Genomic DNA, 25,203 nt, shown 5'->3' on the forward strand with positions numbered 1-25,203 from the left:
ACGATTCAGATGACGTTACGCACGTTCACCGTGCCCACGGCACCCTGCCAGGACAGTGTGGCTCGCAAACTGGGGTTGTTTGCCAGCGATCGAATGCAAACGGCGGCTTGGCGCATCGCCCCCGGCCAGGATATTTCGGCACGCAGGCATCCCAGGGCCGACGGAATGATCGTCATTCTGGCCGGCCGGGGTGAGTTCCAGGTCTTCGACGGTGACGAACCGGATCCAGCCGCGTGCTACGTGCCGTCGGCTCATTACCCGCTCGACGCACCAGCGAAGAAACAACTGCCGGAACCGAGCCGGTATCCGGTCGAGGCGGGGTCCGTCGGGCACGCGCCGGCCGGTCTTTACTACGGGCTGGTCAATACCGGCAATGACGTACTGGTGGCCATCACGGTGACGGCTTCGGACACCAGCGGGACTTCGTGGACGGTGCGCGCGTCGTGAAGGGACAGGTCTCGATCCGTACGAACGGCGGCACGGACACCGCAGACGCCTGGGTGCTGGAGACGCTGCGGCGCCACGAGCCCGCCTCCATGCACACACAGCACCCGGTAGTGTGGCACCACGCCCGCGGTAGCCACGTCTTCGACCGTCAAGGGCGGTCCTGGCTGGACTGGACGAGCGGGATCCTGACCGCCAACGCGGGGCACGGCCGCCAGGAAGTGGCCGGGGCGATCGGAGAGCAGGCCCGGCAAGGGCTGCTGCACGCCTACATGTTCCCCACCGAGGTACGGGCACGGGTGGTACGGGCACTGGCCGAACTCACCGGCTTTCCGCAGTGCGTCCTGTACACCACCGGAGCCGAGGCGGTGGAGGGCGCGCTGAAGATCTCCCGGCGCTACGCCAAGGCTCGTGGCAGGCGCGCCGTCATCGTTACTTTCGACGGCGCGTTCCATGGCCGGACCCTCGGCGCCCAGCTCGCCGGCGGGCTGTCCGCGCAGCGGGATTGGACCCCGGATTGTGACGACGTTTTCGTCCGTGTTCCCTTCCCTGCCTCCGGCGAGACCTGGGATCCTTCGACCATCGACGCGGAACTGCACGCCGTTGGTGCCCACTCCGGGGAGGTGGCTTGTGTACTGGGCGAGCTGTACCAGGGATCCACCCTGCGTCGACTGGATTCCGCGGCCGCGGTGGCTTTGCGGGAATGGTGCACCCGAGCCGGCGCGCTGCTCGTGTTCGATGAGATCCAGTCCGGTTTCGGCCGCACCGGCGCTCTTTTCGCCTATGAGCACGTCGGGGTCCGGCCGGATCTGCTGCTCTGCGCCAAGGGCCTCTCGGGTTCCCTTCCGGTGTCGGCCGTCCTCGTCGGGGATCCGCGCCACACCGAAGGACTCCGGCCGGGCGAACTCACGAGTACCCACAGCGGCAATCCGATCGCACTCGCCGCCACCGAAGCCAACCTTGCGCTTTTCGCGGACGGCCGACTTGTCGGCCACGCCGCCGAGCGTGGACGGCAGCTCGTCGAGGGGTTGGAACGCTGGACGTCGCAGCGGGCGGAAAGCCGTCGGGTGATCGGCGCTTTCGGTATGGTCGCCGGCGTCGCGTTCGTGACTCCGGACGGTGCGCTCGATCCGTCGGCTGCCCGGCGTGTGGTCACTTCATGCGTCGACAACGGCCTGCTGCTGTGCGTCCCGTCCACGATGGGTGGCGCCATGATCAAGATCATGCCGCCACTCACGACAACGGAAGCCGAACTCGCCGAGGGTTTGGCGATCTTCACCGAGGCCTCCGGCGACGCTCGCTGATTCTGACCCGTCCGCACGACACGGAGCTGAACATTGATGGGTACCACTGGAAAGACATCGGGCTTCATTGTTCTGAGTGATCTGTCCAAGATCGGCCCGTACCTGACCGAGCTGCAGAACCGGGGAATCGCGGTGCTGGCGATCTCCCAGCCGCGGGGTTCGGCGATGGTGCAGCGCGGTCTCGAACTCCTCGGCACCGAGGGGCATCCATTCGCCGGCTTGGCGGATGTCGCACTCCATGATGGCGGAGACCTGAGTGGCATCGTCGATCAAGCATCCCGTTGGGCGCGAGATTTCGAGATCACCGGTGTGCTCGTGGCAGCCGAGGTCTATGTGGAAGCCGGCCAGCAGATCTGTGACCTGCTGGAGTTGCCCGGCGTTGGCATGCGAGCCGCACGGGTTTGCCGCAACAAGCTCCTGCAGCGCCGTTATCTGCCCGAGTGGAGTCCGAAATCAGTGCTCGTCAGCGAGCGCACCGGCAGCGCCACCTATGACGGGCCGTTCCCCGCCGCGGTGAAACCCTTGGACCGGGAGTCGAGTATCGGTGTCCGCGTGGTGCACGACGCATCGGCTCTCGCCGGCATTCTCGAAGAACTCGCCCCCGGGAGCCGTCTCCTGGTGGAAGAGCGCGTAGTCGGCCGTGAGTACAACGTGGACTCCATCGTGCTCGCCGGGGAACCGATCGTGACCCTGTTGACACAGAAGGGCACCAACGAGGAATCGACCGAGTTCTTCGTGGAACTGGTCCACACGACACCTCCTGTGAACCTCGACGAGCGTGAGACCGACCTGATCTCGGAAGCTCAGCGTGCGGTCGTGGAGCGACTCGACTTCGACACCGGCTTCGCCCACGCGGAGTACCGGCTTACCGAAGACGGCCGAGTCGTGTTGATGGAGATCGCGGCGCGAGCACCAGGCGACGCCTGCCTTCCCTTGTACCACCTAGCGACGGGGCAGGCCATCGAGCCTGTGCTGATCGACGCGGCGATGGGGCTCCCGACCGGTTACAAAGCGAGCTTTCGCCGTCGTGGCCGACAGGTCTATTTCGTGCACACCCCGGGAACACTGCTCGATGTACGAACCGAGGGAACGAACCGGGTGCGACCACGCTGGCTGGCGGACACGACCGGGATCTGGCCACCGCTGCGGCCGGTCGGTGAACAAGCGCCGGCCACTCTGCACGAGCTGTTCGTCCTGAAGAAACGGGGCGATCTGCTCGCACCGATCACCGAATCCTCGAACCGCGCGGTCACCGCCATCTTCGACGCTCCGCTCGACGAGGACATCGACATAATCGAAGCGAGGATACGGCGGTCCGTCACGATCGACACCGAGCCGGCGAACACGGAGCAGGCCTGATGACCCGGACACCGGAACCGAACGGTGCGAAAACGGTCGCGATGCGCGATGCCGATGCACCGGTCACGACAGTACTGGTGTGGGACAACCTGTTCGGCAGCGTGGGTCAGTACAGCGTCGTGCCGACGCTCGGAGTTTTGATCGCGACGCAGGACCCCGGCGCGGGTCCGGGGGCGGTGGGTGCCGGACTGTTCGTGTACTTCGCCGCGGTCGGCCTGTCCTCCTTGCTGGTGAACCGCTGGCTCCCCCGGTTTCGGTACCGCACCGCGCTGTGGGTGAGCTGGCTGTTCACCGCCGTGGGGTTCTCCTTACTCGCGGTCCTGCACACGTTCGCCCTGCTGCTCGTAGCCCTGTTCCTCGCCGGGTTTGGCATCAGCGTGCACCACCTGCTGGCCCGGGTGCTCATCGCCGACCGCACCAACGGGGACGTCGAGCGGAACCGGGCGTACTCATGGATGAACGTCGCGGTCAACGTGGGCGGAGCGCTCGGCCCGTTCATCGCGGGTCTGCTCTACTTCGCCGGTGACGCACGGCCCTTGGTCGTCGCTGTGGCCGGCTGCTTCTTGGTCGGCTCGGCCATCCTGCTCTTGTGGTTGCCCCGCGACCTTCGTCCGGTACCGACACCGACGGCCTGGCCGGTCAGCCGGGCCGGGCTCGCTGTGGTGCTGCGTCACCCGATGGCCTGCCGCACGGTCGTCATCGCCACGCTCGCCACGTTCTTGTACGCCCAGTTCTACTCGGCGTTCGCCTTGCTGGTCGCGGACCGGATCACCACTCCGTTGACGCGGGCGATCCTGTTGTCAGGGCCGGCGGTCGCCATCGTGTTCCTGCAGTCCACGGTCACCGGTGTGATCGGCGTGCTTATGCGGCGAGGGGCTCAGCCGAAGCAATTGCTCGGCATCGCCACCATCGTCTTCGGTGGCGCCATGTTCTCCCTCGGTTCGAGTATGCCGCTGGTCACCGCCTGCCTGGTCGCCGTCGCACTCTTCGCGATCGCCGAGATGATCTTCACCCCGATGCTGAACACCGCCTTCGCGGCACTACCGCTCGCCACCTCGCTGGAAAGGCTCAACTTCCGTCAGGTGTGCTGGACCACGGGCGAGGCTCTCGGATCCCTTTGCGGCGGGACGCTGTTCCTTGTCGCGGTCACCCGCGGGATGGACCGACTCTACTGGGCAGGACTCGGCACCGTCTCCATCGCCGGCACCCTTCTCCTGCTATTCCTGCGACGCCCTACATTTCGGAAACCCAGGAGCCTGCCATGACGAAACCGACCCGGCGCGCCGCCCGGCTCTCCCTCGGCGTCACCGAGCTCACCAGGTTCACCAGCGAAGCGTTGCGCGTGGCGGGAGCGCGGCGCAGTGATGCCGACGTAACCGCCGACGTCCTAGTCTCCGCCGACCTCGGTGGCGTCGAAAGCCATGGTGTCGCAAGACTGCGGCGCTACGTGGAGGGCTTGCGACACGGCGACATCGACCGGAATACCAAGCCCGAGATCGTGCGCGACAGCGGAACTGTATGCGTCGTTGACGCTCACAACGGACTCGGTCAGCCCGCACTGTGCACCGCCGTCGATCTGGCAGCCGACCGTGCCAAGAGCCACGGAACGTCCGTCGTTGTCGTGCGCCGGTCGAATCACATGGGCATCGCGGGATGGTTCGCCGAACGCGCGGCCCGGATGGGCGTCTTCGCCTTGGTCACGACGAACGCGGTGCCACAGGTGGCGCCGACGGGAACGCGCGAAGCCATGTTCGGCACCAATCCGGTGAGCTACGCCGTGCCGACGAGCGAAGGAATGATCTCTTTCGACGCCGCGACGAGTGTCGTCTCGAGAGGAAAGCTGGAGCAGCTTGGCCGTCTCGGACAGCCAATGCGTCTCGGCTGGGCACTCGATCCCCATGGTCGCGCCACCAGCGATATCTCCGGGACCGTCGACGGTCTCATCGACCGTAGCGGCCATGTGCTGTTGCCGCTCGGTGGCGACGGTCAGGAACACGGGGGGCACAAGGGATCGGGCATCGCGCTGCTCGTCGAACTGCTCTGTGGACCGCTCGCCGGCGCGCGCTGGAGCCGTCACACCTACGAGGGAGGCGAGGCCGGGATCGGGCACTTTGTCTTCTGCGTCGATCTCGACGCGCTCGGTGATCCAGAAGACCTGGGAAAACAACTGGCACAACTGGGCACAGAGGTCCGGGCTGGCCACCCGGTCGAGGACGGAAGCTCGCCGCGACTCCCTGGCGATCGACGACAGCGACTCACGGAACGCCGCCGCGTATACGGAGTGCCTGTTCTCGAGTCCGTCGTGAACGAACTAAAAGAAATCGCCGATCTGCTCGGCATCCGCCCACCCGCTCTGCTGAACCAAGATTATCCGCGATGAACTCGTCGTCGTCCATTCCCATCGGAGGTATCCTGTGCACTACGAAAGACTCGACCACACCGTGCTCACTGTCAACGATCTCGACGCGACCGTCGATTTCTACGGCCGCCTGCTCGGCATGGAGGTGATCACGTTCGACAGTCTTGTCGAAAACCGCAAAGCACTTCGCTTCGGTAACAGCAAAATCAATCTGCATGAAGCCGGAAACGAAATTCAGCCCACGGCCGCGAACCCGGGGCCGGGAACCGAGCACCTGTGCATGATCGTGAAGGACCCCGTCGAGGTGGTCGCGGACCACTTGCGTGCCGCCGGAGTCGCCATCGAGGACGGGCCTGTTGAGCGTGCAGGGGCGCTGGGGCCGATAAACAGTGTCTACGTCCGGGATCCAGACGGAAACCTGATCGAGCTGAGCAATCCTGTCGAATTCTGATTGAGAACTCATGTCGGACATCGAAATTCCGCAGCGAGCTTCCGATCGCGTCGCCTCGATCGCCGAATCCGCCACGCTGGCGGTGGATGCCCGGGCCAAGGCGCTGATCCGTGCCGGACGACCGGTCATCGTCTTCGCGTCGGGCGAGCCGGACTTCCCCACCCCGGCTCATATCACCGAGGCGGCGGCAAACGCCTGCTTCGATCCCGGCCACCATCGGTACTCTCCGCCGGGCGGCATGCCGGAGCTGAAGGCCTCGATCGCGACGAAAACGTATCGAGACTCAGGTTTCGAAGTCGACACGGACCAAATACTCGTGACCAACGGCGGAAAGCAGGCAATCTACGAGTCCTTCGCCGCTCTGCTGAATCCTGGTGACGAGGTGCTCGTGCCGTCACCTTACTGGCCCACGTATCCGGCGGCGATCAGACTCGCCGGTGGTGTGCCCATCCCGGTCGACGGCGATGCGAGCGACGGCTTCCGCGTCAACGCCGACGCTCTGGAGTCGGCTCGTTCCGAAAGAACCACCATGCTGGTGCTTTCCTCGCCGGCGAACCCGACGGGCGTGGTGTACACCCGGGAACAGCTGGAACTCATTGGCCGATGGGCGGCGACGAAACGCTTGTGGGTGCTCACGGACGAGATCTACGAGCATCTGGTCTACGGTGAAGCGAAGTTTCACTCGCTGCCCGTGGTGGTGCCAGAGACGCGTGATCGGTGTGTCGTGATCAACGGGGTCGCGAAGGCTTATGCGATGACTGGCTGGCGAGTCGGCTGGGCCCTTGCCCCCCGGGACGTTACCGCCGCCATGACGGCGTTACAGTCTCATCTCACATCTAATGTATGCAACGTGGCGCAGACTGCGGCGATAGCGGCGCTGTCCGCCGGTACAAAGGATATCGTGGCAATGCGTGGCGCATTCGACCGGCGGCGACGCCTGATCGTCCGGATGCTTAACGAAGTCAAAGGCATCACCTGCCCTGAACCAGATGGCGCGTTTTACGTCTACGTCTCGGCGGAAGGCGTCCTGGGAAAACAAATCCGCGGCCACCGACCGGAAACGACGATCGAGCTCGCCTCGTTGCTATTGGAAGAAGCCGATGTGGCTGTCGTTCCCGGCGAACCGTTCGGCACCCCCGGTCATCTTCGTCTGTCCTATGCGTTGAGCGACGAGCACCTCGTCGAGGGTGTCACCCGGATCCGCGATCTTCTCGCCGAGGCCGAGGACTGATGCGGAAGCGCTTCGCACCCGCTTCGGAGCGCAACGGGGTACAGGTAGTAACCGCCACCGTGGTCGTCCTTCGTCACGCATCCGGCACCAACCAGCCGCATCCGACAGCGTCGTGGACGAGTAGTGCGCCCGCCACGATGACTCCCGATACGGCGACCGTGATGCGTCGCGTCGGCGGGTCCACTCACGGACCTTCTCCTTCTCGTGCCGGACCAGTATCTGGTCACTCACGAACGCGTGCCGCCAGCGCAAGCAGCCGTGCGGACCACCATGTCGTCGACGTCACTGGACTACCGGTCTCGGATGTCATCCGCGGCCGCGTCGAAACCTCTATCGCCGTGCGATCGCGATGTCGGCATAGGACCCGTTCGTCGGTGGCATGCAGGCCGATGTGGACGACGCCGAAGCCCGCCGTGGCGGGGATGTTCAGCCCGGCGAAGTAGTTGCCGATGTTGGAGGGGCCCGCGATCTTGGGTTCGACCTGGATGTCGATGTCGTGGGCCGCGGCCAGGATCGCCGACAGACCGCAGCGGCGCCAAGAATCACGACGCTGGCGCGGCAACCAAGGCCCCGAGCGGCATCCACTCGAGACGGAAACGCTCAGCACCGCGATGGCCAACCTCAGCAAGGCCCGGTTCCGCCCACCACAGGCTCTGCGGCCAACCGGGCACGTCTGCTGCGCTGCTGAATCGGTGACGCGACGAGCGCTCTGGTGCGCAGGCTGGGCTAGCGGTTCGAGTACGGAATGTATTCGAGGGGCAGGTCGGTGAAGTCCCAAGCGCCATCATGCGCACCGGCCAGCGCTGTCAACACTGCCATCGCCCGCCTCGGCAGCGCAGCGAGACTCTCCCCTCCGGGCCGGGCGTAGTCCAGGTCTGCCCAGCTTCGCGCATAGTGCTCGGCGAAATCCGGCCTCGGCTCCAGACCCGAGTCCCATTCCCGCAACTCCAGATCAACCATCACCGGCAGCCCCAACCTCCGCACCGCCGGCTCCACCGTCCGCACCGCGCGCGCATACGGGCTGGATATCACCGCCACCGACTCGAACCCGGCCAGTCTCCCAAAACCGCACTCCCGGCGGCGTAACCGTGCTTGACAGTCAGAAGATCTCACATCCGCCCATGCGCCCGGGGCACCCGATACCGTCGAGGTCGACCACCGCGACGTCGTTGAGATTTCCGACCAATCGATTCCTGCCCGGAACCGTCCCCTGAGGACTGATCGAGCCCCTGGCCCAAGCCCCGACGACGCTGGGGTCAGGACTGCGACGACACGTACAGCGCCTGTGGTGTAAACGCATAGTTACCAAGGGTTCGCTTCTCCTGGGAGGTGCCCGTTCGGACGCCAACCCGTGCCCCTAGTGACATGGTCCCGAGCGTGGCACACGCTCCGCGGGGACGAATGGGCGCACACGAAGTGTGCTTGATCTTGCTGCAGCAGGTGTGACCAGGACAGGCCCACGAGCGACAGCGGTCTATGACCGCGAAAATCGTGGTCATGGCTTACCGTTGCGCGGAAATCTCCCACCGCGCCTCGGCGGGACTTCAGGGTTGGGAGTCAGTGGATTCCGTCATATTTTCGTGTAAGCCTTGGGTGTTTCACGAAACTGTCGAGAGCTGAAAGCGAATCGCCGAGCTCAAAACTTTATCACCCCGGACATGATGTCCTGGCCGTCGAGCATGCGCTGACACCAGATTTCGTATTGTGACAATGCGCCATCTCTTGCAACAAAGCCCGTCGCGCATCTGACCCGATAGCGCCTATTTGGAATTACGTGGAACTGTCGTCACTCGATTGGCGGTCGTCGAACACCTGGACGGTTCGACAGTCTCTAGCCGACAGCCCAAACGCAGCTGTCAACTGGTGATTCCTGGGGAGGGTCAACGATTGTGATACGTCTCAGACATGCGCTCTTGACGGTAGCGTCCGTCGCTGCGCTGATGATGGGGTCGGCTCCTGCGCAAGCGAACGAGGCGGTGACGTACCGGTCGGAAATGTACGTCATCCGCGATCCAGCGTTGGTGCGGAATCCGGATATCGTCCGGACGACGTTGGAGCGCGACGGGAACCTGGACGCGCTCGGTATCCAGCCGAGCGCCGCGGCGGGCCAGGCACCGCCGACGGCGAAGCCACGGGTCGCGGCAGCCGATCCTCCGTATGTGGTGGACAGTTCCCGGTTTCCCGCGGGCCGTAAGCCGGCGGATCCGTATGAATACACGAATCACGCGGATTGCCTGGCGAAGGCCGGTACCTCGGGCCAGGACGCGGGGTGGATCAAGAACCGGTTCTCCTACTGCCAGATCGACCTGGTCTGGGCGGTGGATCTGAAGTGCGGGCCCAGGGGTTGCCAGGTCATCGGTGCGATCGGCGCGACGAGTGTTGTGGTCGGCTACGGCAAGATCGGGCCGCACCCGGAGAACGCCACGCAGCGCTTCGCCGATTTCCGGCTGGAGACAAGCATCCTCTACACCAATGGGGTGTTCAACCAGCCCAACGCCACGATGCAGGCGACCATCAAGTGCGCGGGCGAGTACCGGGTCGGGTTCGGGATCCCCAGCGATCGCGCGTGCCACCCGGGCAGGTTCGAAACTCGTAAGGCGACGATCCCTCAGTGGCGTCTCGATCCGAACTCCTACTTCGATCTGGTCTCCGACGGCTATCAGCCGGGCGCGGAGTTCGGGGAGCAACTGGCTCAGGGTGTGTTCAAGTTCGAGTACGAGTTCACGCCGAAACGCGACGTCGACCTGAAGTCGGTCAGCCCTGAGGGCGGGCTGCGGTTCGACAGTGCGTTCTACCTGCGGGACAAGCAGGGCAGCATCTTCGACCGTGCCGTGCCGGGCATGTCCTACGGCAAGAGCGACGCAGGGGTGGCCGGGCACGCCGTGCACATCGACGAGGCCCGCGCCAATCCCGACGCGACCGTGCCGACGAAACAGGGCAAGCGACTGCTGGGCGGGTCACCGGCTCCCGGGGACACCCTGCACCGGTTGGCGTCCGCCCGCAGCGAGGACTCCAGAGCCCGCGCCGCCCGTAACCGCACCGTGTCGACGAACTTCTGCGCCACGGTGAAGATGCCGCCGAAACCACCGGAAGGGGGGCCCTTCGACTGTGACGAGTACGCCTTCGCGTCCAGCTACGAGGGGTCCGCTCGCAACGAATACGACGGTGCCCAGTACGCGCTGGACTACACGGTACGGTGGGTCAACAGCGAGCAGAACCAGGAAGCCGGCCGGCGGCTGTTCGGCTGGCAGGAGAACGACCGCATCCTGGATCTGGGTAGAGACCCGAAACTTGACCCGAACGATCAAGAACGGTTCTTCATCCCGATCAACCCCTAGCCGATACCGGCACTGATGACCGTGGTGGTTCGCCGGGACGGACTCCCTCCGGCGAACCACCACGTCCTCCGACGACCAGAAGGAGCATGCGGACGTGAACAGCGGTATCGACGCGGTCTGGAAGCAGATCACGGCCTGGCTGCGCATCCACTCACCGATCACCGCCGCCACACTCCGGCCTCCGGCTCCCGCCCAGGAGATCCACGCGACCCAAGACGCGGTAGGGCAACCACTTCCGGACGACCTGCTGCGGTGGTGGGGCCTGATGGACGGTGTCGATGACGAGCACGACTACCGCGCCGCCTTCACCGTCCCCGGCGTGTACATGCCACTGCCCGTAGCACGTGTCCGGCAGGAATGGGCCAGCCTGAGCCGCCATCCCGACGAGGACTGCTGCCGCCCCGGCGGGCAGCACCTCCGCTCCGCCGGCGACACCACCTTCGGATACTGCACCGCGCTGATCCCCATCTGCCGCGGACTCGACGGCGCCGTCCTCGCCGTCGACCTCCGCACCGGCCCCCAGCACGGAACAGTGATGAACTGGAGGGCGGACACAGGCGCCCACAACACCCCCTGGGCCAACATCAGCGCACTGCTCACCGACACCGCCCAGCGCCTCGACCACTACAACACCGCACCCGAAACCCCGCCACAGCCAGGCGAACCGGCGATCCGCGACGACGGAGCACTGATCTGGCCATAGCCCCAGGCCCCCGGGAGAATCACCAATGGACTGGAACACCGACGTGCTGTCCCACGGCTGGGACGGACCCGTCTACCGTGTCCGGACTCCACGATTCGAGGTCGTGTTCACGGGACTCAACGCGGAGGAAGACCTACACGACGTGGCGAACAGCGACGCCGAGGTTCGGCTACCGGACGGTTCCCGTTGGAGCGCGACCTTTGTCACCGTCGCCGAAGTCGAACGTCTCATGGCCAAGTGGGCCCAGACCGGAGAAGCCTTGGACGGCACCTACTTCTGGTGCTCCGACGGCCTCATCGTCCGGGATCCGGGTATCCACAGCATGACAGAGGTGCTCGTGGGACTCCTCGCGGAAGGCGACCTCACACACATCCTGAAGCGACTCGTCGAGAACTCCTGATCTCAGATACCTGGCCCGCCAAGTACCCACGATCCTGCGGCCGTGGCCGCTTCCCCTGCCTTGACAAGGTCGGCAGTCTCGAGCTGGATGACCTCAACGTGACAGGAACGCTGCGACCCGCTGCCAGCGATCAGGTCAGTGAGAAGCCGGCGGTCCTGCTGCCCGACCGTCCCGACCACTAGGCGATCCGCTGGTCGAGGTCGCCGCCCTTCCCCAAAAGCCGCACGAACCGGACACCAGCTATCGGGATGTCGGGCCATTAGACGCGGAACGGTAACCGGGGCAATCAAATACTGTGTGAGCTCGTTGTTTCAGTGGATGCAGAGGTACAGCAATTATTGCATCAGCGCTGTGGAGTCAGCGAGCACGGCGGAGGTGCTCAGCCAGTTCGGCGGCGATCTCGAGCGGAGTGTGCACAAGGGAAGCAGGGACGCCGTTCTCCGGCGACTGGCGGGAAATTCGCGCATGCTGTCAGTGGGGGCGAATGACAACGCGGAACGTCGCCTGGCCTACGCCGACAAAAATGGGCCGATCGGCCCATTTTCCGCACCGGTTCGCACCATGCCGGAATGGAGCCAGCTCGACCAGGTCGCCGATCGCGCAGGGCTCTCCCTCGACGGGTGGTCCGACGACCATGTGCCCGCCAGTTCGATCGAGTTCCTAGGCCAGGTATGCGGACGACCGGTCGATGACGAGATCATGAGCGAGTCCGGTCTCATCAGCGTCATACTTCCATTACTGCCGCACACGTTCTCCGAAGACGGGCCTGTCAGGTCCCAGTCAGAAGCACGCTTGACCGCGCTCGCCGAGTCCGCCGGTGCCGAGCAGTTGTGGCCCGCGGTCGCCCGGCAGGTTCAGCAGATGCTCCGCGAGGCGCAGGTGGATTCGGACACGATCCGTTTCGCCATCGACGCGTGTGGCAACAGCGCCACGGAGGTGACCGACGAGTCTCCGGCGGGCCGCGAGGTACGGGTACTGCTCGCCGAGCAGTACCCGTTGGCCGGTACCGCGGTGTTGCGGCCTTCCAGGGGCTCGCGGCGACGGTCACAGCCTGACCCCGAGGTGGTGCACGGTCGTGTTTCGGCCGGTGTGGTGGCCGCAAACAAGACAACCTGCTACGCCAAGCCGAAAACGCAGACCCCGACGATCCCTTCAGGCAAGGCCTCAGACAGCGCTACAACGACGTCTTCAACGAGCGCAAAACACTCCTCGACGCATTAAGCCGAATCACCGGCGACGCCGACGACCCGCGCCGAACGAACCCAGACCAAGCGAACCTGCTAGCCGCCTTGCCCTATCTGAAGGCCAACCTGCGCCACTCCCCAGCAGACCTACTGCACCGCCTACTAGACCTGACACGGCTCACGATCAAAGTCCACTACCAGAACGACCAAGCAACCATCAGAGCCACGTTATCCGGGGACCTGGACGCGATAACCGCCATCGGCAGCGCCGCATCACAACGTCATTGCCCAGGCCAGACCCAATGTGCATCCTGCTTGTGCCCCCGGCGCGGCTCCAACAGGTACCTCACGAACCAAAATGCCCCGTGAGCTGCGGATCTCCGCGACGACGGTGATCGAACGGCGCCGTCGCACGGCCCAGTGATCGCCATGAGCACCTCGAATGGAGCAACTGCGTCTCGTCCGTGGCACGACCCGGCACTGGCAGTGCAATGCGGCTGCACGGCTCTGGTCGCCATTGGCGCCGCCTACGCCTCGTACCGCCATGGACGCGAATTCGCGCTGCAGTTCGGCGCAGACCACACCACCGCCTCGATCTGGCCGCTCATCGTCGACGGCCTCCTGATGATCGCCACCGTCGAACTCTGGAAGCCTGTTGACTCAGAACGGGCAGGAGGCCGCTGGGCCGCATGGCTCGCGTTCATCTTCGGCATCTCGCTCTCGCTCTGCGCCAATATCGGCTCGACACCCGACCTCAGCATCCTCGGCATTACGGTCGCCGCTTGCCCACCTCTCGCCTTGCTCCTTGCCGTCGAACTCCTGAACCGTGCGCTGAAGCGCCACAGAGCCGGTGCAGTCACACCTGTCGAGGACTTTCGTGAACATCCGATAGTCGCCGCAGCCAACCAGCTGAATCCGACGAGTAAGCAAGAGACTGTCACGGTCAAGACCGCGGAAGAACGCATGTGGGCTCATTACGTGATCGAACGCGAGATGGGGCGGACACCCACTGGGGCCGACCTGGACCGTGCCGCCGGAACCCACAACTACGGCCGCCGAGTACTTCGGCAATGGCGGAAAGCCGGTCGGCTGGATTCGCCGACGGCCGGAGATCATCCACACGGTGAAGTGGTGGCCATACCGTCCGCAGTCGACACAGCTCGTATCGTCATGAAGGTATCGGCGGAACACATGCAACCGTAAGCGAAAGGGTTCACGCACCATCGGGTAGCTTGCCGAACTTCTCAAGCAAGGCTCGGGCACTCCGATCGGCTTGGGTGCCTGGCTTGAGGTTCGTGTGTATGCCTTGCGGCGGAAGATCTGGATCATTACTCGTCAGGTGAACACGTTTGGTGCCTGGGTCATACCAGAGATCGACCGTGAGTCGTACATACTTCCGGCCCTCCGCTGAAGGTTCCGCCATTGTCGCCTTCCGTTCCAATATTCGGCTTCGACGCCTGGACAGTCTCCCAGGTCGCCAGGTCTTCGTGGTGTGGCTGTGCGAGCTGTCCTCACAGCTCGCACAGCCACATCGTCGGTCAGGCCGCGATTCGCGAAGCCGGGCGCTCCTTGGCGGTGAACGGGATGTCTGCGAACTGCAACGTGCAGCGTAGGTGCCGTAGCGTCAGATTCAGACGCAACAGGCTCAGTTGCGACAGCGTGAAGAGCTGGTCGACGTCCCACACGCGACCGGCGCCCGCCAAGACCACGACTGACGGATCAAGGGCAGGCCGGCTGGGGGCAAGGTTCTTGACCTTGGCGTTCAGCTGGCCCAGAACCTCGGACTCGTCCCGGATGGCTTGCGCGGACACTTGCGCTTGGGTGAACAGGTGACTTGCCGCGGTCGCGCGACCGAGCCATTTGACGTGCACAAGCTCGTCAGCGGGCCCCACGATGTCGCAGAGCTCGAACTGCCGATGAAACGCGGTGGAGGCGAAGCTCCGGTCAAGACACAAGTAGCCGTCCTGCTTGGCGACCGCCTCGCAATACCGGTGCTCATCGTCGCGTTTCTTGGTCGGCGTCCAATGCGGAAACGACAGGCTGGCCCGGTTCGCGAGCAGAGTGGCCACTTGGTCGCGGATCTGCTCGACGAAGCCTTCTCCGATGTGGAACCACTTTCCTTGGTGGTAGCAGTAACGGATGTTGTCGATCGTGGTTTCGAAGGCAAACCACTTCCGCAGGGAGATCAACGAGCCAGCATGGACCTGACCAGCATCGTCTTCGCAGGTAACCGCTCGCGCTGTCGTCAGGCTCTCGATGCGGTCTGCCAACGGAAGCAGCCTGAACCGTTCGACGAAGTCTTCCAGTTCGATGTTCGTGTCCGTGACGAACGGCCCCCAGGGACCAAGCCTGACAATCTTCAGCGAGCTGGCGTGTTCAATGTCCTCGACGGCGTTGTCGGGCCAGGCCAAGCCCAGAACGCCTGCCGCGTCGTCACCGCCGAGGGCCGCGGCAAGCCGGTCGTTCAGTCCGGCCCGTTTGGGGTGATGCTTGGGTAGCGGGCGCGTCTGCATGATGAACTTGAGCGCGGAGTCGTCGTCGGGTTCGTCGACGACCGCGGAGAGGGCACGAAGATCAGCCAGCAGGGACTTTCGGCTCCCGAGCCAGGGGCGCCCAGAGAGCGTTCCCTACTCGAATGCGGTAGAGTTTCCCAGTTTCGCTGCCGTAGGTCAGGCCGCTCAAGTCAGCTGCTCCGGCGAGACGGTTGATCAGTTCCCCGAAGGGTTCGATCTTGAAGCCGGCGAGATCGCTCCCACCGGGATAGGAGGTTTGGGTCGCGCGAGCGCTGACGTCCAGTGCTTTGCTGGCGACCAAGCCGAGATGGGCGGCGTCCAACCGACGAATCCCGAATAGAAGACCGAAACCTGGCTCCATGAGCTCGTCATCGATGAGGAGATGACCGGCGCCCCAAGTGAGTGCGAAAACTCGCGGATCGAGTGGCACGAGGAGAACGCCGAACGGCTGGTCACCGGGAAGATCGATATCGATGCCCGTCAGAGACGCGGCATGATCGGCCCACGACGGATTTTCGGACCGCAGAAGCCCTGCGACGAAGCGAGACTCGATTCCGCCGACGTCGACGGTCTCGTTGACACGGATTTCTTCAGAAGACACGGACAGGAGGTACTGGGCCAGGTCAAGACCGCCGTCGAGGCGGTAGACCGACACAGGCCTGCAGGAAGAACGGGTGGGCACAGTGGAACCCTTCAGTATGAGGACAGACGCGCTGTCGCCACCTGCGAGTACGAGATGGCACAGCGTCGGCCGTCGGGCAGCAACCAGACAAGAAAGCCGACAGTGATCAAGCTCCCACTAGCGGCCTGGAGCATTCGCCTCTACGCTCACCACCGTTCCTATGTTCTGGCGTTCTGCGCGGACACCGGACTTTGACTCGGAACACCACGCGGCTCCCTGTTCCAGCAGGGGGCCGCGTTTTCACGCGACCTGTGAAGCTCGCGTGAACCTATGATGCGCCGCCCTCCGTCAGGCGAAGCACCACCCCCGCGTTCCGCGCCCAGCGGTCAGTGACAGTCGGTAAGCGGGAATCAGCCATAAAGTTGAGCCAATCGGCGGTTGACTTGCTACTCTTCAGTAATTCTGACAGGGAAGCGACATTCGCCCCAGCCGATCGAGTGCGAATAACCCCTATGGCTGATATTGAAGGCATCCAACATGGCGTTGCAAGTGCCTGCTACCACCACACTTGCAGCGAGTAGTCGTTATCTGATGCGGGTTTCTCATTCAGCACACCTGACACAGAGGGCCATCTACGATGAGGTGAAGCCGCACGCCCTGGCGGTCGAGCACTGGTGAACCTCACCAACGGCACTCCGGACCGGGCCTGCGAGACCGCCACCTGGCGGCCCAGCGTGGCGCCGGCTACCGGGATCTAGGCGAGGTGCTCCGGCCGTTGGGCGAGTCAGTAGCTCCACCGCTGCGCGACCGGAGCCACTGACCGGGAGGGACGACATGCGTTTGGGCACTGCGTGATTCTGCGGCTGAGGTGGGGTGCTCCCGTGCAGCTGGAGCCGTCGCAATTCTCTCCGCCGCCGAGCACGCGGGGCGCATAGAGGAGACCGGATCGGCAGGCTGCACTATGTCGGGTCAGAGATCGCGACGTGCGCTAGTGCAGTAAGAAACTGTCCGAGCATCCGCACATCGAGGGTACCGGCAGCGGCCATTAGCGTCCACGAAGGCGAATGGGTGGCGCAAGCAGGATGAGGACGCGCGACGACGGACCGGTGAGCGATGCTCGCCGGTCCGGTCTAGCGCATCCCGACCTACGAGACGGGCTACGCAAACGGCCCTCTCCACCGGCCGAGCTGGCGAGCCACTGAAGCTACACATTTTGCCCACTTGCCATTCGTATCCGGCTCATACATGACGAGCCCGGCTCCCGCCGCGCTGAGCGCCCCAATTCGACGATGCTTGAGACGTGCCACAGGACCGAGCCTCTTGTTCACCAGGAACCCGCTATGGCATTGTCCACAGCATGGCGGAACTTGACTCCCAACCAAAAACGATCCAGTCGATATTTTCATGGTATAGCGAAGGTAAGTTATTTGTAAACCGTCGCTACCAGCGTAAGCTGGTATGGACATTGACTGAGAAGCAGAAGCTGGTTGAGTCAATCCTTAGAAAATTCCCAATTCCAGCAATACTTCTAGCCGAACGTGACGGTGGCGGATATGAAGTTATTGACGGATTACAACGACTGCACACTCTTGTTTCTTTTATCGAGAGCGCGTTCCCCGACCTCGGCAACAAGTTTCTTCGATGTTTCACAGTTTCCTACAGCGCAGGCCCGCGCCGATGCCGGGCATTTTTCGATCACCTCGGACGTTAGCCTGTTGTCGGCGCGCGAGGTAAGTACTTTCCTAGACTACTCTCTCGCCATCTCGGTAATGCGTGGCGCAACCGAAGCCGAGATCGACGACGTTTTCGCGCGAATCAACACCTACGGCCATCAGCTAAGCGATCAGGAACGTCGACAGGCTGGCGTTCAAGATGAATTCTCGACACTTGTCAGAGAACTCGCGTGTGAGATCCGTGGCGATGCGTCCAGCGAGATACTCGACCTCGCACAAATGCCGTCAATTAGTATTGATTTGCCCATGACCAAACATGGATACGAGGTGATAGCCGATGAGGTTTTCTGGGTAAACCAGGGAGTGCTTCGATCTACCGATTTACGGGATTCAATGGACGAGCAGTGCCTAGCAGACATTGCAGCATGCATTGTCGGCGGCCAAATGATCGATCGCGCCAAGGACGCCTTGGATCGCGCATACCAGTCGGGAAGTGCCGAGAACTCGCGCCTAGTCGACGCCCTAGACGTCTACGGCGCAGAACGATTGAAGGACGAACTTAAGTACTGCATCGACGAACTCTTGGCGGTATGTGACGCAGGCGGCTCACGGAAGCTGCGTAGCATAATTTTCGCGAAAGCCAGCACCAACGCATTCCCGGCGGTATTTACAGTGCTCATGGTTGCCCTGCACGAAGCCCTTATTGGCGAACAAAAGAAAATTGCCGACTACAAAGGCGTTAAATCTGCGATAACAGGACTGTACAGCAGAATCGACACCAGTCGGCGAGCAACATCACCCGAGGAGCGCCGCAAGAATCTAAATACTATCAAGGGATTAATAAACTCCAGCCTTGTTCCAGGTAGCCCGCAGGACTATCGAGGAAATCATTCCAGCACTGACATTGACGTTGTCATCAGAAGGTCTGAGATCGAGCTTCCGAGCTACGAACTCAAACAAGGCATCCTAAGGCTTGACACAAATAGAGAACTCGACAGAAGCGTATTTGAAAAGGTTATCGAAACTATTTGCGCCATCGCCAACAACGGACCCAACCGATCTGGTTCTATAGTAATAGGCGTCACCGACAAGGAGGCAGACGCCACTCGCGCCAAACTGCTGGATAAGATCGAGCCTAGGCGCGTTGGCCGCCGATACGTCGTAGGCGTCAGACGTGAAGCAGCTGCCCTTAACGAGACGGTCGAAACCTACCTGGCACGCTGGAAGAATTCCATAAGAAACTCGAAACTAAGCCAACCATTGCGCGACTCTATTCTTTCATCAATCGACTACAACGACTATTACGGCCTCGGAATAATTGTTATCACCGTTCCCCCGCAAGCGGAACTTTCTTACGTTAACGAGGAAGTCTTCTGGCGCGAAGTTGACGAGACAAAGAAGGCGATCGAACCAAGGACCGTAGCACAGCTGGCAAGGAGGTTCTCCTGACAGATGAGTCGTATGAGAGCTGAAGGCCAGAGGCGACCCGCTACCGGGTTCACGTCCGGAAGGCCTTGTGAAGGGTGTCCGCCAGCAGGACCACCGGCACGGCGGCGAACGCCAGCACCCAGCCCAGTGGACCCTGGACGGCGCCGCCGAGCAACCCGGGCAGCGGCGGCAGCAGCCGGAACAGTGCCAGCATTCCAAGTTCGAACACGAGGGCGTACAACAGAAGCGGATTCCCCAGGACGCCGACCCGGCCGATCCAGCGCGACTCGCTGCGGCAGCGAAGGCGTTGGCGAGCTCGCCGAGCACGATCGCGGTGAACGCGGTCCCGGACGCCGCTGCCAGCAACCCGGCGTCCGACACGTCGCCGAACCACCATCCGCCGACGAGGAGCACGATCAGGAACGCCGCCATCGCCATCAGGGCCTCCGCGGACCCGAGAACGCCGAAGGCACGCCGGGCCTGTCTGCCGTCGATGAGGGAACCACCGCGCGCGGGCCCGGCCATCGTTCGCTTGTTCGGTGGCTCGGCACCGAGCGCCACGGCGCGCAGCAGATCGGTGCCGATGTCGAGAGGCAGCACCTGCAGCACCGTGATAGCGAGCGGGGTCTGCCCGCTGGCGAACGCCCACACCACGAACGGTGTCAGCTCGGCGACGTTGTCGGTCAGGCGATAGGTGAGGAACCGGCGGATGTTGACGAACGTCGCCCGCCCGAGCTCGACCGCTGGCGGCGCCAGCGGTCGAGCTCGACCACGCCGCCACTGCCGACGCCGATACTGAGCCCGATCTTCAGCGCGTTCAGCCGCGCGTTCACCAGCTCGGCGCCGTTAAGTCCGGCGGTGGCCGGCCACCACAGCACGGTCACCGCGCCCGCGGTGAGGGCCACGACCACGATGGCCGTCGTCCACATCGCAGCTGGCGTTAGCTTCCGCAGCCGCCTACCTGGGAGGGCTACCGAGGTGCTGCTGGGCGCGGGACGTGCGTCGTCGGTCATGCCCATCAACGTCGCGGAAGCCGCCAGGGATGTTGCAGAGCCCGGCACGCCTGACCGCTCACCTGATGGGGAAGCAACAGGCGTGCAGTTCACCCGGTATAGCTAGCTGGGCGCAGGCTTCGGCACAGCGGAGCGAACGGAGACGAAACGGAGCCCAATCGCGGCCAACGCCGAGGTGAACATGCCGAATAAAATATCAACATCCTCGCAGGTCGGTGGGGATGTTGATGTTGTGGGCCGCATGGGGCCAGCTGGACGAACTGTTCGTCCGCAGCCCGGACGCGCCTCGTCATGTCATCGAGACTGGCTTGGACCTAGCCCGCAGAGTTCAGGGCCGTCTCCACGGGGTGTTTCCCCAGCGTGGACGGTGACTGGCTGGGTTGTAGTTAGGGTTTCGGCCTGACCGTTGACCGGAGACAAGCTGGCACGAACCGCCTCCGATGGAGGAGTGACTGATTGGCTGTCGCCGTCTGATGGGCTCGACTGCGGCGGCGAAGCACGGTGGAAGGTGATGTTGGGCAGACCGAGCTGGCCCGCGACCGCGAGGACGTCGGCAGTTCCTGGCCGTCTCGGCGACCGCCCTCAGCATGTCCTCGCGGCGAGCAGATCAAGGCGTCGGGTTACGGCTTCTCTGGTGGCGGTCGAGGAACAAGGCGATCTGCTCGCGGCGAGCCCGGAGACGCTGCGCCAGCATCGGGGCAGGCCGGGGCGGGCAGTGAGTTCGTCGGTGACCTTGTCGTGCTCGCGGCGCAGCGCGTCGAGGTTGTCGACGGTGTAGGCGAAGTTGGCACCCTCCAGCGGCCGGCAGTTGCCCAGACTCCGAGCGGGCGGTGCCGTGGGTGTCGCGGTCCAGCTGGCACAGCTAACTTGGTCTGATGTCACACGCGGACTCGGCCCGGCGTGCCGTCGACCTGTACCGCCGCTACCTTGCGACGAACGAGCTGGCCGCTTTGCGCGAGTCGGTGGAACTGCTGCGTCGGGCCGTTAGGGCTCCGGAACCCAAGCTCTCCTGGGTGGCGAACCTCGGTGCTGGCCTGATTCTGCTGTTCGAACGCGTGGACGATCTCGACTTGCTGTTCGAGGGGGTAGCGGCATGCCGGCAGGTGGTCGCGCTGGCGCCCGGTGATCCCACCTATCTGTCCAACCTGGCCGCCGCACTGGAGATGATGTACTGGCACACCTCCGACAGCGAGGTGCTGGACGACGCAGTACGCGTCGCGCGAGAGGCCGTGGCGGCGACACCGGACCACGACCGTTCACGGATGATGCGGCTGTCGAATCTATCGAACTCCCTGCGCACGCAGTACGTTCGCACCGGTGACGAAGCGACGATCCGGGAAGCGGTCGACGTTGGCGAGCGCGCTGTGTCCATGTTGGACGGTCCTGGAGACGATGCGAGCAGACTCCTGTCCAACCTGGCCAACGCGACATGGGATCTCGCCACGCACAACAGCGACGTGGAGATGCTGGCCGCTGCTGTGTCCACGTTCCAGAAGGCGCTCGACGCCACGCCCGAATCCCACCCCAACCGGCCCGACGTCATGTCGAATCTGGCCCTCCGCCGCGCCGCTGCCGCGGTCGACCTCGCCGGCGTCGAGGCCGGGGTGGCCCTCGCGCGACAGGCTCTCGAATGGACCGATGAGCAGACCCCTGACCGGGCGCACAATGAAGCCTGCCTGGCGTCGACCTTGCGTTCCCACTTCAACTTCACCGGTGAGGTGAGTTCGCTCGCCGAGGCGGCCGGACTGGCGCGGTCCGCGATGCTTCGCACCCGGAACGACCACAAGAACCTGGCCAACAGGCTTGTCGAGTACGGCACCGCGCTGCGCGTCCTGCATGAACGCACCCACGAACTCGCGCTCGCCGAGCAGGCGGTCGAAGCGATCGACATGGCTCTGACGATCACGTCGGTCGAGGAGCCGGCGCATGTCGACCACTTGGTCAACACCGCCAACGCGGTGTTGGCGCTGTATGAGCGCACGGACGACGTCGAGCACGCGCGCCGGGCCGTAGAGCTGTGCCGGCAGGCTGTCGGCGAACTGGATGCCGATCATCCGAAGCTGAGGTGGGTGCTCACCCATGCGATCGCGCCCATGGTCGCGCTCGCTTCGGAGACGAACGACGAGGCGTTGTTCGCCGAGGCGGTGGCCGTCGGTCGTCGTGTCGCCGCGGTGCCCGATGACGACCCCGAGGCGAGTTCGGCGAGTTCGAACGCGGCGCACGCGTTGCGACGGCGCTACGCCCACACTGATGATCAGGACGACGCGCGCGAGGCCGCCATGTACGCCCGTCGTGCGGCGAACCTGATCCCGCCTGGATCGCCGCACCGGCCGTCTGCCCTGATCAACCTCGGGGCTGCGCAGTTGGACGCGGACCTGCTCGATGACGCCCGGGCGACTTTCACCGAGGCGACCACCGCGCCGGCGGCGACGCTGCTCAACCGGATCCACGCCTGGTGGCGCCTCGGGCGCATCGAGTCGAAAGCGGACCGCCCGAACGCGGCCGTCGCCGCGTTCGAGGAGGCGATCGCCCTGCTTCCGCAGCTGAGCCGACGACGCCTTGCCCGTGGTGACCACGAGTTCAGCGTCGGGCAGACCACCGGACTGGCGGCTGAGGCCGCAGCCGCCGCAGTGCGCGCCGATCGATTCGACCACGCGGTGAAACTGAGCGAGCAAGCCCGCGCCCTCCTTATCGCGGAAACCCTCGACGCAAGGTCCGACCTGCGAACTCTGCGGGAGCACCACCCCGACCTCCACCGCGAATACCAGCGCCTCCGCGATGCGCTCGACGCAGTCGATCATCCCGTCATCGGCGACCCTGTGGCCGGTGACTACGTGGCCGCGCCGCCGTCGGTCCGCCGCGAGGAACTCGTGACACGCTGGCGGGATCTCGTCGAGCACATCCGCTCGAACACAGAGCTGCGCACGTTCCTGCTGCCACCGGAGTCCCAGGTCGGCAAAGGCCCGGTGGTGATCACGTACGCGACACGTTCGGAAGGCGGCGCACTCGTGCTCCATCCGGGTCGGCCAGTGGACCACATACCGCTGAACATCACCGACATCGCCGCCGCAGAACAGTCCGATCGCTTCGAAGAGAGATGCCTCGCGGCGGCACGGGCGACGTCCTACGCCGACCGCAAAGCCGCGCTGGACGACATGCATGGCGTGCTGCGCTGGCTGTGGGACAACGTCACACAACCCGTGCTCGACCACCTAGGCCTCAGCCAGCCTAGTGACAAGCATTGGCCGCGCGTGTGGTGGTGCCCGATCTCGGCGATGAGTTCGCTGCCGCTGCACGCGGCGGGCTATCACGAGGATGGTCTGCGTCGGACGGTGATGGACCGGGTCGTCTCCTCGTACACGACAACGCTGAGGACGCACGCCCGCACGCCCTCCCCGTGGGCCGAAGACCGGGCGCTGATCGTGGCGATGCCCACGACACCTGGCAAGGAGCCGTTGCGATCGGCCACCGCCGAGGCCGACACGATCGTAAGGCTGATCCCGGGGGCAACCCACCTGATCGACAAGACCGCCACGCATAACGCGGTGGTCGACGCGATACCCCGGCATTCGATCGTCCACATCGCCAGCCACGCAGTCGGCGACCCGCGGGATCCCAGTGCGAGCCACTTGGTGCTGTACGACCACGCGACCGCGCCACTTACGGTCGCCGAGATCTCCGATCTCGATCTGCCGCACGCCGACCTCGCCTTCCTGTCGGCGTGCAACACCACCGACACCGCTCCACGGCTCATCGACGAGGCAGTGCACATCACGGGCTCGTTCCACCTGGCCGGCTACCGTCACGTCATCGGTACGCTAACCCCCGTGAACGCCACCGCAGGAAGGGTCGCCGCAGCGGTCTACGGCCAGCTGACCCAGGACGGCGCAACCGCACCCGCGACCGCCGACACCGCCCTCGCGCTGCACAACGCGGTCCGGTCGGTTCGCGAAGACCACGTGGACGCGCCACACACTTGGGCAGCCTGGATTCATGTCGGCATCTGACGAGGGAGGCTCGGTGTACGTCGCCGAAGTCGAGCTACTTCTCACCGAGGAGTTGCGGTCGTTCAGCGCTGCTGACATCCGCATCGGTCGCATCGGCGTACAGGCGATGCAGGTCGATCACATCAGCGTGGACGACGGCAACGATATCTACCTGATCAAGATCATGTACGACCTGCTCGCCGAGGACAGCACTCCACCGCTGCGCTCGGCTACGCTGGGAATCGCATTCCACACGCCGGACGTCCGGATCCGCGACGCCTGGCCACGACTGGTGACGATGCCGTGTCCACCCGAGCGGCTGGCCGTCACCGAGCGGCTGGAGTTCGTCCGGCACACCTCGGATGCTCACGGTCTGCTCGTCGATCACGTTCCAGTGCCCAAGCTCACTCCGGAAGTGCGGGTCTCCAGTCCGGGTGGCGTCGACATCCGTTGGCAGCACACCGCGACAGTGCGGCCAGGCGCCCACAACGGCTGGCTGATCGTCATGGCCCCCACCGGGTGCCACGAAATCGAGGTCCGCGTGACCGGGGATCACACACCGGAGCGCACACTCGGCATGCACGCCCGCGGCAAGCCCGACACGATGACGATTCGGCTGCCGCACCGACGTTCGGAATCCGACGGTCTGCGCTATCGAATCGGCTTCACTGTTGACATCGTCGACTACAGCTCGCGCCCGAGCGACCAACAACGCATCGCACAGCAGCGACTTCTCGCGCTGCTTCAGCGATTCACACAGCACACGGGGGTCGCCGTCGAACCGGGATACTTTCAAGCCACCGGCGACGGGTTCAACAGCTTTCTCCCGGATATCGACGCGGTCACAGCCATGCGACACCTGGTGTGCACAATGCCTCACCTCCTCGGCGAGGACAACCTTCAGCACGCCGACCAGATCAAATTGAGAATGGCGATCGACGTCGGCCCGGTCGAGCCAAGCGAGCTGGGATTCGCCGGCCCGACCGTCATCCGATTCTGTCGGATGGCGAACAGTGAGCCGGCGCGCGAGGCAATGGGTGAACCGGACACCACCATGGCAATCGTCGTGTCGGACACGCTCTACGACGACATAGTGCGGCAGCACGGCGACCTGTCCGAGCTGCCGTTCACGCGGCACGACGTAGTCGTGAAGACCTATCAGGCGACGGCCTACCTGCTCAGCCACAAGTCCTGA

General features: G+C 64.2%; 22 protein-coding genes and 2 pseudogenes. 17 read left to right on the plus strand and 7 right to left on the minus strand.

The features are described 5' to 3' along the window. The first annotated feature begins 9 nt into the window (after positions 1 to 9). The 7 genes from BKN51_RS43205 (at position 10) to BKN51_RS21050 (ending at position 7,148) form a co-directional block, all read left to right on the plus strand. Complete coding sequence (locus BKN51_RS43205; protein ID WP_146044365.1) at positions 10 to 447, plus strand: cupin domain-containing protein; 438 nt, start codon at positions 10 to 12, stop codon at positions 445 to 447. Further along, complete coding sequence (locus BKN51_RS21025; RefSeq protein WP_146044366.1) at positions 444 to 1,748, plus strand: aspartate aminotransferase family protein; 1,305 nt, start codon at positions 444 to 446, stop codon at positions 1,746 to 1,748. The genes BKN51_RS43205 and BKN51_RS21025 overlap by 4 nt, the downstream gene beginning before the upstream one ends. A 132-nt stretch (positions 1,749 to 1,880) precedes the next feature. Beyond that, the gene (locus BKN51_RS21030) at positions 1,881 to 3,107 is read left to right on the plus strand and encodes an ATP-grasp domain-containing protein (protein ID WP_158255779.1); all 1,227 of its coding nucleotides are present in this window, start codon (positions 1,881 to 1,883) and stop codon (positions 3,105 to 3,107) included. Beyond that, complete coding sequence (locus tag BKN51_RS21035) at positions 3,107 to 4,372, plus strand: MFS transporter (protein ID WP_101609262.1); 1,266 nt, start codon at positions 3,107 to 3,109, stop codon at positions 4,370 to 4,372. Before BKN51_RS21030 ends, BKN51_RS21035 begins: the two co-directional genes overlap by 1 nt. Further along, positions 4,369 to 5,487 carry an Ldh family oxidoreductase gene (locus BKN51_RS21040; protein ID WP_101609263.1) on the plus strand — a complete coding sequence of 373 codons (1,119 nt, stop codon included), beginning with the start codon at positions 4,369 to 4,371 and terminating at the stop codon, positions 5,485 to 5,487. Before BKN51_RS21035 ends, BKN51_RS21040 begins: the two co-directional genes overlap by 4 nt. Before the next feature lie 34 nt (positions 5,488 to 5,521). Then, positions 5,522 to 5,917, plus strand: coding sequence for a VOC family protein (locus BKN51_RS21045; RefSeq protein WP_101609264.1), 396 nt, complete (start codon positions 5,522 to 5,524; stop codon positions 5,915 to 5,917). A gap of 10 nt (positions 5,918 to 5,927) precedes the next feature. Then, on the plus strand, positions 5,928 to 7,148 hold the full coding sequence (locus BKN51_RS21050; RefSeq protein ID WP_101609265.1) for a pyridoxal phosphate-dependent aminotransferase: 1,221 nt from the start codon (positions 5,928 to 5,930) through the stop codon (positions 7,146 to 7,148). A gap of 223 nt (positions 7,149 to 7,371) precedes the next feature. On the opposite strand, the gene BKN51_RS44020 is transcribed toward BKN51_RS21050, so the two are convergent. Together BKN51_RS44020 and BKN51_RS44380 are read right to left on the minus strand one after the other, a co-directional pair. Further along, positions 7,372 to 7,767 (minus strand): hypothetical protein, encoded by a 396-nt coding sequence (locus tag BKN51_RS44020; RefSeq protein WP_199193051.1) that lies wholly within the window; start codon positions 7,765 to 7,767, stop codon positions 7,372 to 7,374. 107 nt (positions 7,768 to 7,874) lie between these two features. Beyond that, complete coding sequence (locus BKN51_RS44380; RefSeq protein WP_255414894.1) at positions 7,875 to 8,261, minus strand: histidine phosphatase family protein; 387 nt, start codon at positions 8,259 to 8,261, stop codon at positions 7,875 to 7,877. 881 nt (positions 8,262 to 9,142) lie between these two features. On the opposite strand from BKN51_RS44380, the gene BKN51_RS21065 reads away from it, so the two are divergent. From BKN51_RS21065 to BKN51_RS21085, 5 genes are all read left to right on the plus strand, one after another. Beyond that, on the plus strand, positions 9,143 to 10,486 hold the full coding sequence (locus BKN51_RS21065; RefSeq protein ID WP_158255780.1) for a hypothetical protein: 1,344 nt from the start codon (positions 9,143 to 9,145) through the stop codon (positions 10,484 to 10,486). A gap of 94 nt (positions 10,487 to 10,580) precedes the next feature. Then, positions 10,581 to 11,189 (plus strand): SMI1/KNR4 family protein, encoded by a 609-nt coding sequence (locus BKN51_RS21070; protein WP_101609268.1) that lies wholly within the window; start codon positions 10,581 to 10,583, stop codon positions 11,187 to 11,189. A gap of 25 nt (positions 11,190 to 11,214) precedes the next feature. Continuing rightward, the gene (locus BKN51_RS21075; protein WP_101609269.1) at positions 11,215 to 11,589 is read left to right on the plus strand and encodes a hypothetical protein; all 375 of its coding nucleotides are present in this window, start codon (positions 11,215 to 11,217) and stop codon (positions 11,587 to 11,589) included. Positions 11,590 to 11,940: 351 nt separating this feature from the next. Next, complete coding sequence (locus tag BKN51_RS21080) at positions 11,941 to 12,810, plus strand: hypothetical protein (protein ID WP_146044368.1); 870 nt, start codon at positions 11,941 to 11,943, stop codon at positions 12,808 to 12,810. A gap of 392 nt (positions 12,811 to 13,202) precedes the next feature. After that, positions 13,203 to 13,976: a DUF2637 domain-containing protein gene (locus BKN51_RS21085; RefSeq protein WP_101613360.1), complete on the plus strand. Its 774-nt coding sequence runs from the start codon at positions 13,203 to 13,205 to the stop codon at positions 13,974 to 13,976. Between the two features lie 335 nt (positions 13,977 to 14,311). Here BKN51_RS21085 and BKN51_RS21090 read toward each other — a convergent pair whose 3' ends face one another. Both BKN51_RS21090 and BKN51_RS44615 read right to left on the minus strand, forming a co-directional pair. Beyond that, positions 14,312 to 15,358: a TIGR04141 family sporadically distributed protein gene (locus BKN51_RS21090; RefSeq protein WP_335645086.1), complete on the minus strand. Its 1,047-nt coding sequence runs from the start codon at positions 15,356 to 15,358 to the stop codon at positions 14,312 to 14,314. After that, positions 15,348 to 15,941 carry a TIGR04141 family sporadically distributed protein gene (locus BKN51_RS44615; RefSeq protein WP_250645175.1) on the minus strand — a complete coding sequence of 198 codons (594 nt, stop codon included), beginning with the start codon at positions 15,939 to 15,941 and terminating at the stop codon, positions 15,348 to 15,350. The genes BKN51_RS21090 and BKN51_RS44615 overlap by 11 nt, the downstream gene beginning before the upstream one ends. A gap of 1,324 nt (positions 15,942 to 17,265) precedes the next feature. Here BKN51_RS44615 and BKN51_RS44970 point away from each other — a divergent pair. Beyond that, positions 17,266 to 17,457, plus strand: a pseudogene (locus BKN51_RS44970) (DUF262 domain-containing protein); the annotation flags it as partial. 4 nt (positions 17,458 to 17,461) lie between these two features. Then, entirely contained in the window at positions 17,462 to 19,030 is a 1,569-nt protein-coding gene (locus tag BKN51_RS21095; RefSeq protein ID WP_233223628.1) for an ATP-binding protein, read from the plus strand. A 49-nt stretch (positions 19,031 to 19,079) separates the two neighbouring features. Here the strand turns inward: BKN51_RS21095 and BKN51_RS44385 are convergent, their stop codons facing one another. The 3 genes and pseudogenes from BKN51_RS44385 to BKN51_RS21105 all read right to left on the minus strand — a co-directional run bounded on the left by BKN51_RS44385 (position 19,080) and on the right by BKN51_RS21105 (position 19,938). Beyond that, a complete protein-coding gene (locus BKN51_RS44385) occupies positions 19,080 to 19,238 on the minus strand; it encodes a hypothetical protein (protein ID WP_233223772.1) in 159 nt (52 codons plus the stop codon). 119 nt (positions 19,239 to 19,357) lie between these two features. Then, a pseudogene (locus tag BKN51_RS44390) lies at positions 19,358 to 19,663 on the minus strand (cation transporting ATPase C-terminal domain-containing protein); the annotation flags it as partial. Between the two features lie 29 nt (positions 19,664 to 19,692). After that, entirely contained in the window at positions 19,693 to 19,938 is a 246-nt protein-coding gene (locus BKN51_RS21105) for a hypothetical protein (RefSeq protein WP_101609271.1), read from the minus strand. A gap of 718 nt (positions 19,939 to 20,656) precedes the next feature. Between BKN51_RS21105 and BKN51_RS43210 the strand changes: the two genes are divergently transcribed. The 3 genes from BKN51_RS43210 to BKN51_RS21115 all read left to right on the plus strand — a co-directional run bounded on the left by BKN51_RS43210 (position 20,657) and on the right by BKN51_RS21115 (position 25,203). Next, the gene (locus BKN51_RS43210) at positions 20,657 to 20,800 is read left to right on the plus strand and encodes a hypothetical protein (RefSeq protein ID WP_158255781.1); all 144 of its coding nucleotides are present in this window, start codon (positions 20,657 to 20,659) and stop codon (positions 20,798 to 20,800) included. Between the two features lie 97 nt (positions 20,801 to 20,897). After that, positions 20,898 to 24,029: a CHAT domain-containing protein gene (locus BKN51_RS21110; protein ID WP_101609272.1), complete on the plus strand. Its 3,132-nt coding sequence runs from the start codon at positions 20,898 to 20,900 to the stop codon at positions 24,027 to 24,029. Between the two features lie 13 nt (positions 24,030 to 24,042). Then, positions 24,043 to 25,203, plus strand: coding sequence for a hypothetical protein (locus BKN51_RS21115; protein ID WP_101609273.1), 1,161 nt, complete (start codon positions 24,043 to 24,045; stop codon positions 25,201 to 25,203).

The sequence above is a fragment of the Amycolatopsis sp. BJA-103 genome, assembly GCF_002849735.1.
Classification (GTDB): Bacteria; Actinomycetota; Actinomycetes; order Mycobacteriales; family Pseudonocardiaceae; genus Amycolatopsis.

Coding starts and splice junctions, on each gene's coding strand:
- BKN51_RS21040 (WP_101609263.1), top strand. CDS start 4,369: ATGACGAAACCGACCCGGCGCGCCGCCCGGCTCTCCCTCGGCGTCACC.
- BKN51_RS21110 (WP_101609272.1), top strand. CDS start 20,898: ATGTCACACGCGGACTCGGCCCGGCGTGCCGTCGACCTGTACCGCCGC.
- BKN51_RS21035 (WP_101609262.1), top strand. CDS start 3,107: ATGACCCGGACACCGGAACCGAACGGTGCGAAAACGGTCGCGATGCGC.
- BKN51_RS43205 (WP_146044365.1), top strand. CDS start 10: ATGACGTTACGCACGTTCACCGTGCCCACGGCACCCTGCCAGGACAGT.
- BKN51_RS21065 (WP_158255780.1), top strand. CDS start 9,143: ATGTACGTCATCCGCGATCCAGCGTTGGTGCGGAATCCGGATATCGTC.
- BKN51_RS21095 (WP_233223628.1), top strand. CDS start 17,462: ATGAAGTTATTGACGGATTACAACGACTGCACACTCTTGTTTCTTTTA.
- BKN51_RS21075 (WP_101609269.1), top strand. CDS start 11,215: ATGGACTGGAACACCGACGTGCTGTCCCACGGCTGGGACGGACCCGTC.
- BKN51_RS21085 (WP_101613360.1), top strand. CDS start 13,203: ATGAGCACCTCGAATGGAGCAACTGCGTCTCGTCCGTGGCACGACCCG.
- BKN51_RS21050 (WP_101609265.1), top strand. CDS start 5,928: ATGTCGGACATCGAAATTCCGCAGCGAGCTTCCGATCGCGTCGCCTCG.
- BKN51_RS21105 (WP_101609271.1), bottom strand. CDS start 19,938: ATGTGGACGACGGCCATCGTGGTCGTGGCCCTCACCGCGGGCGCGGTG.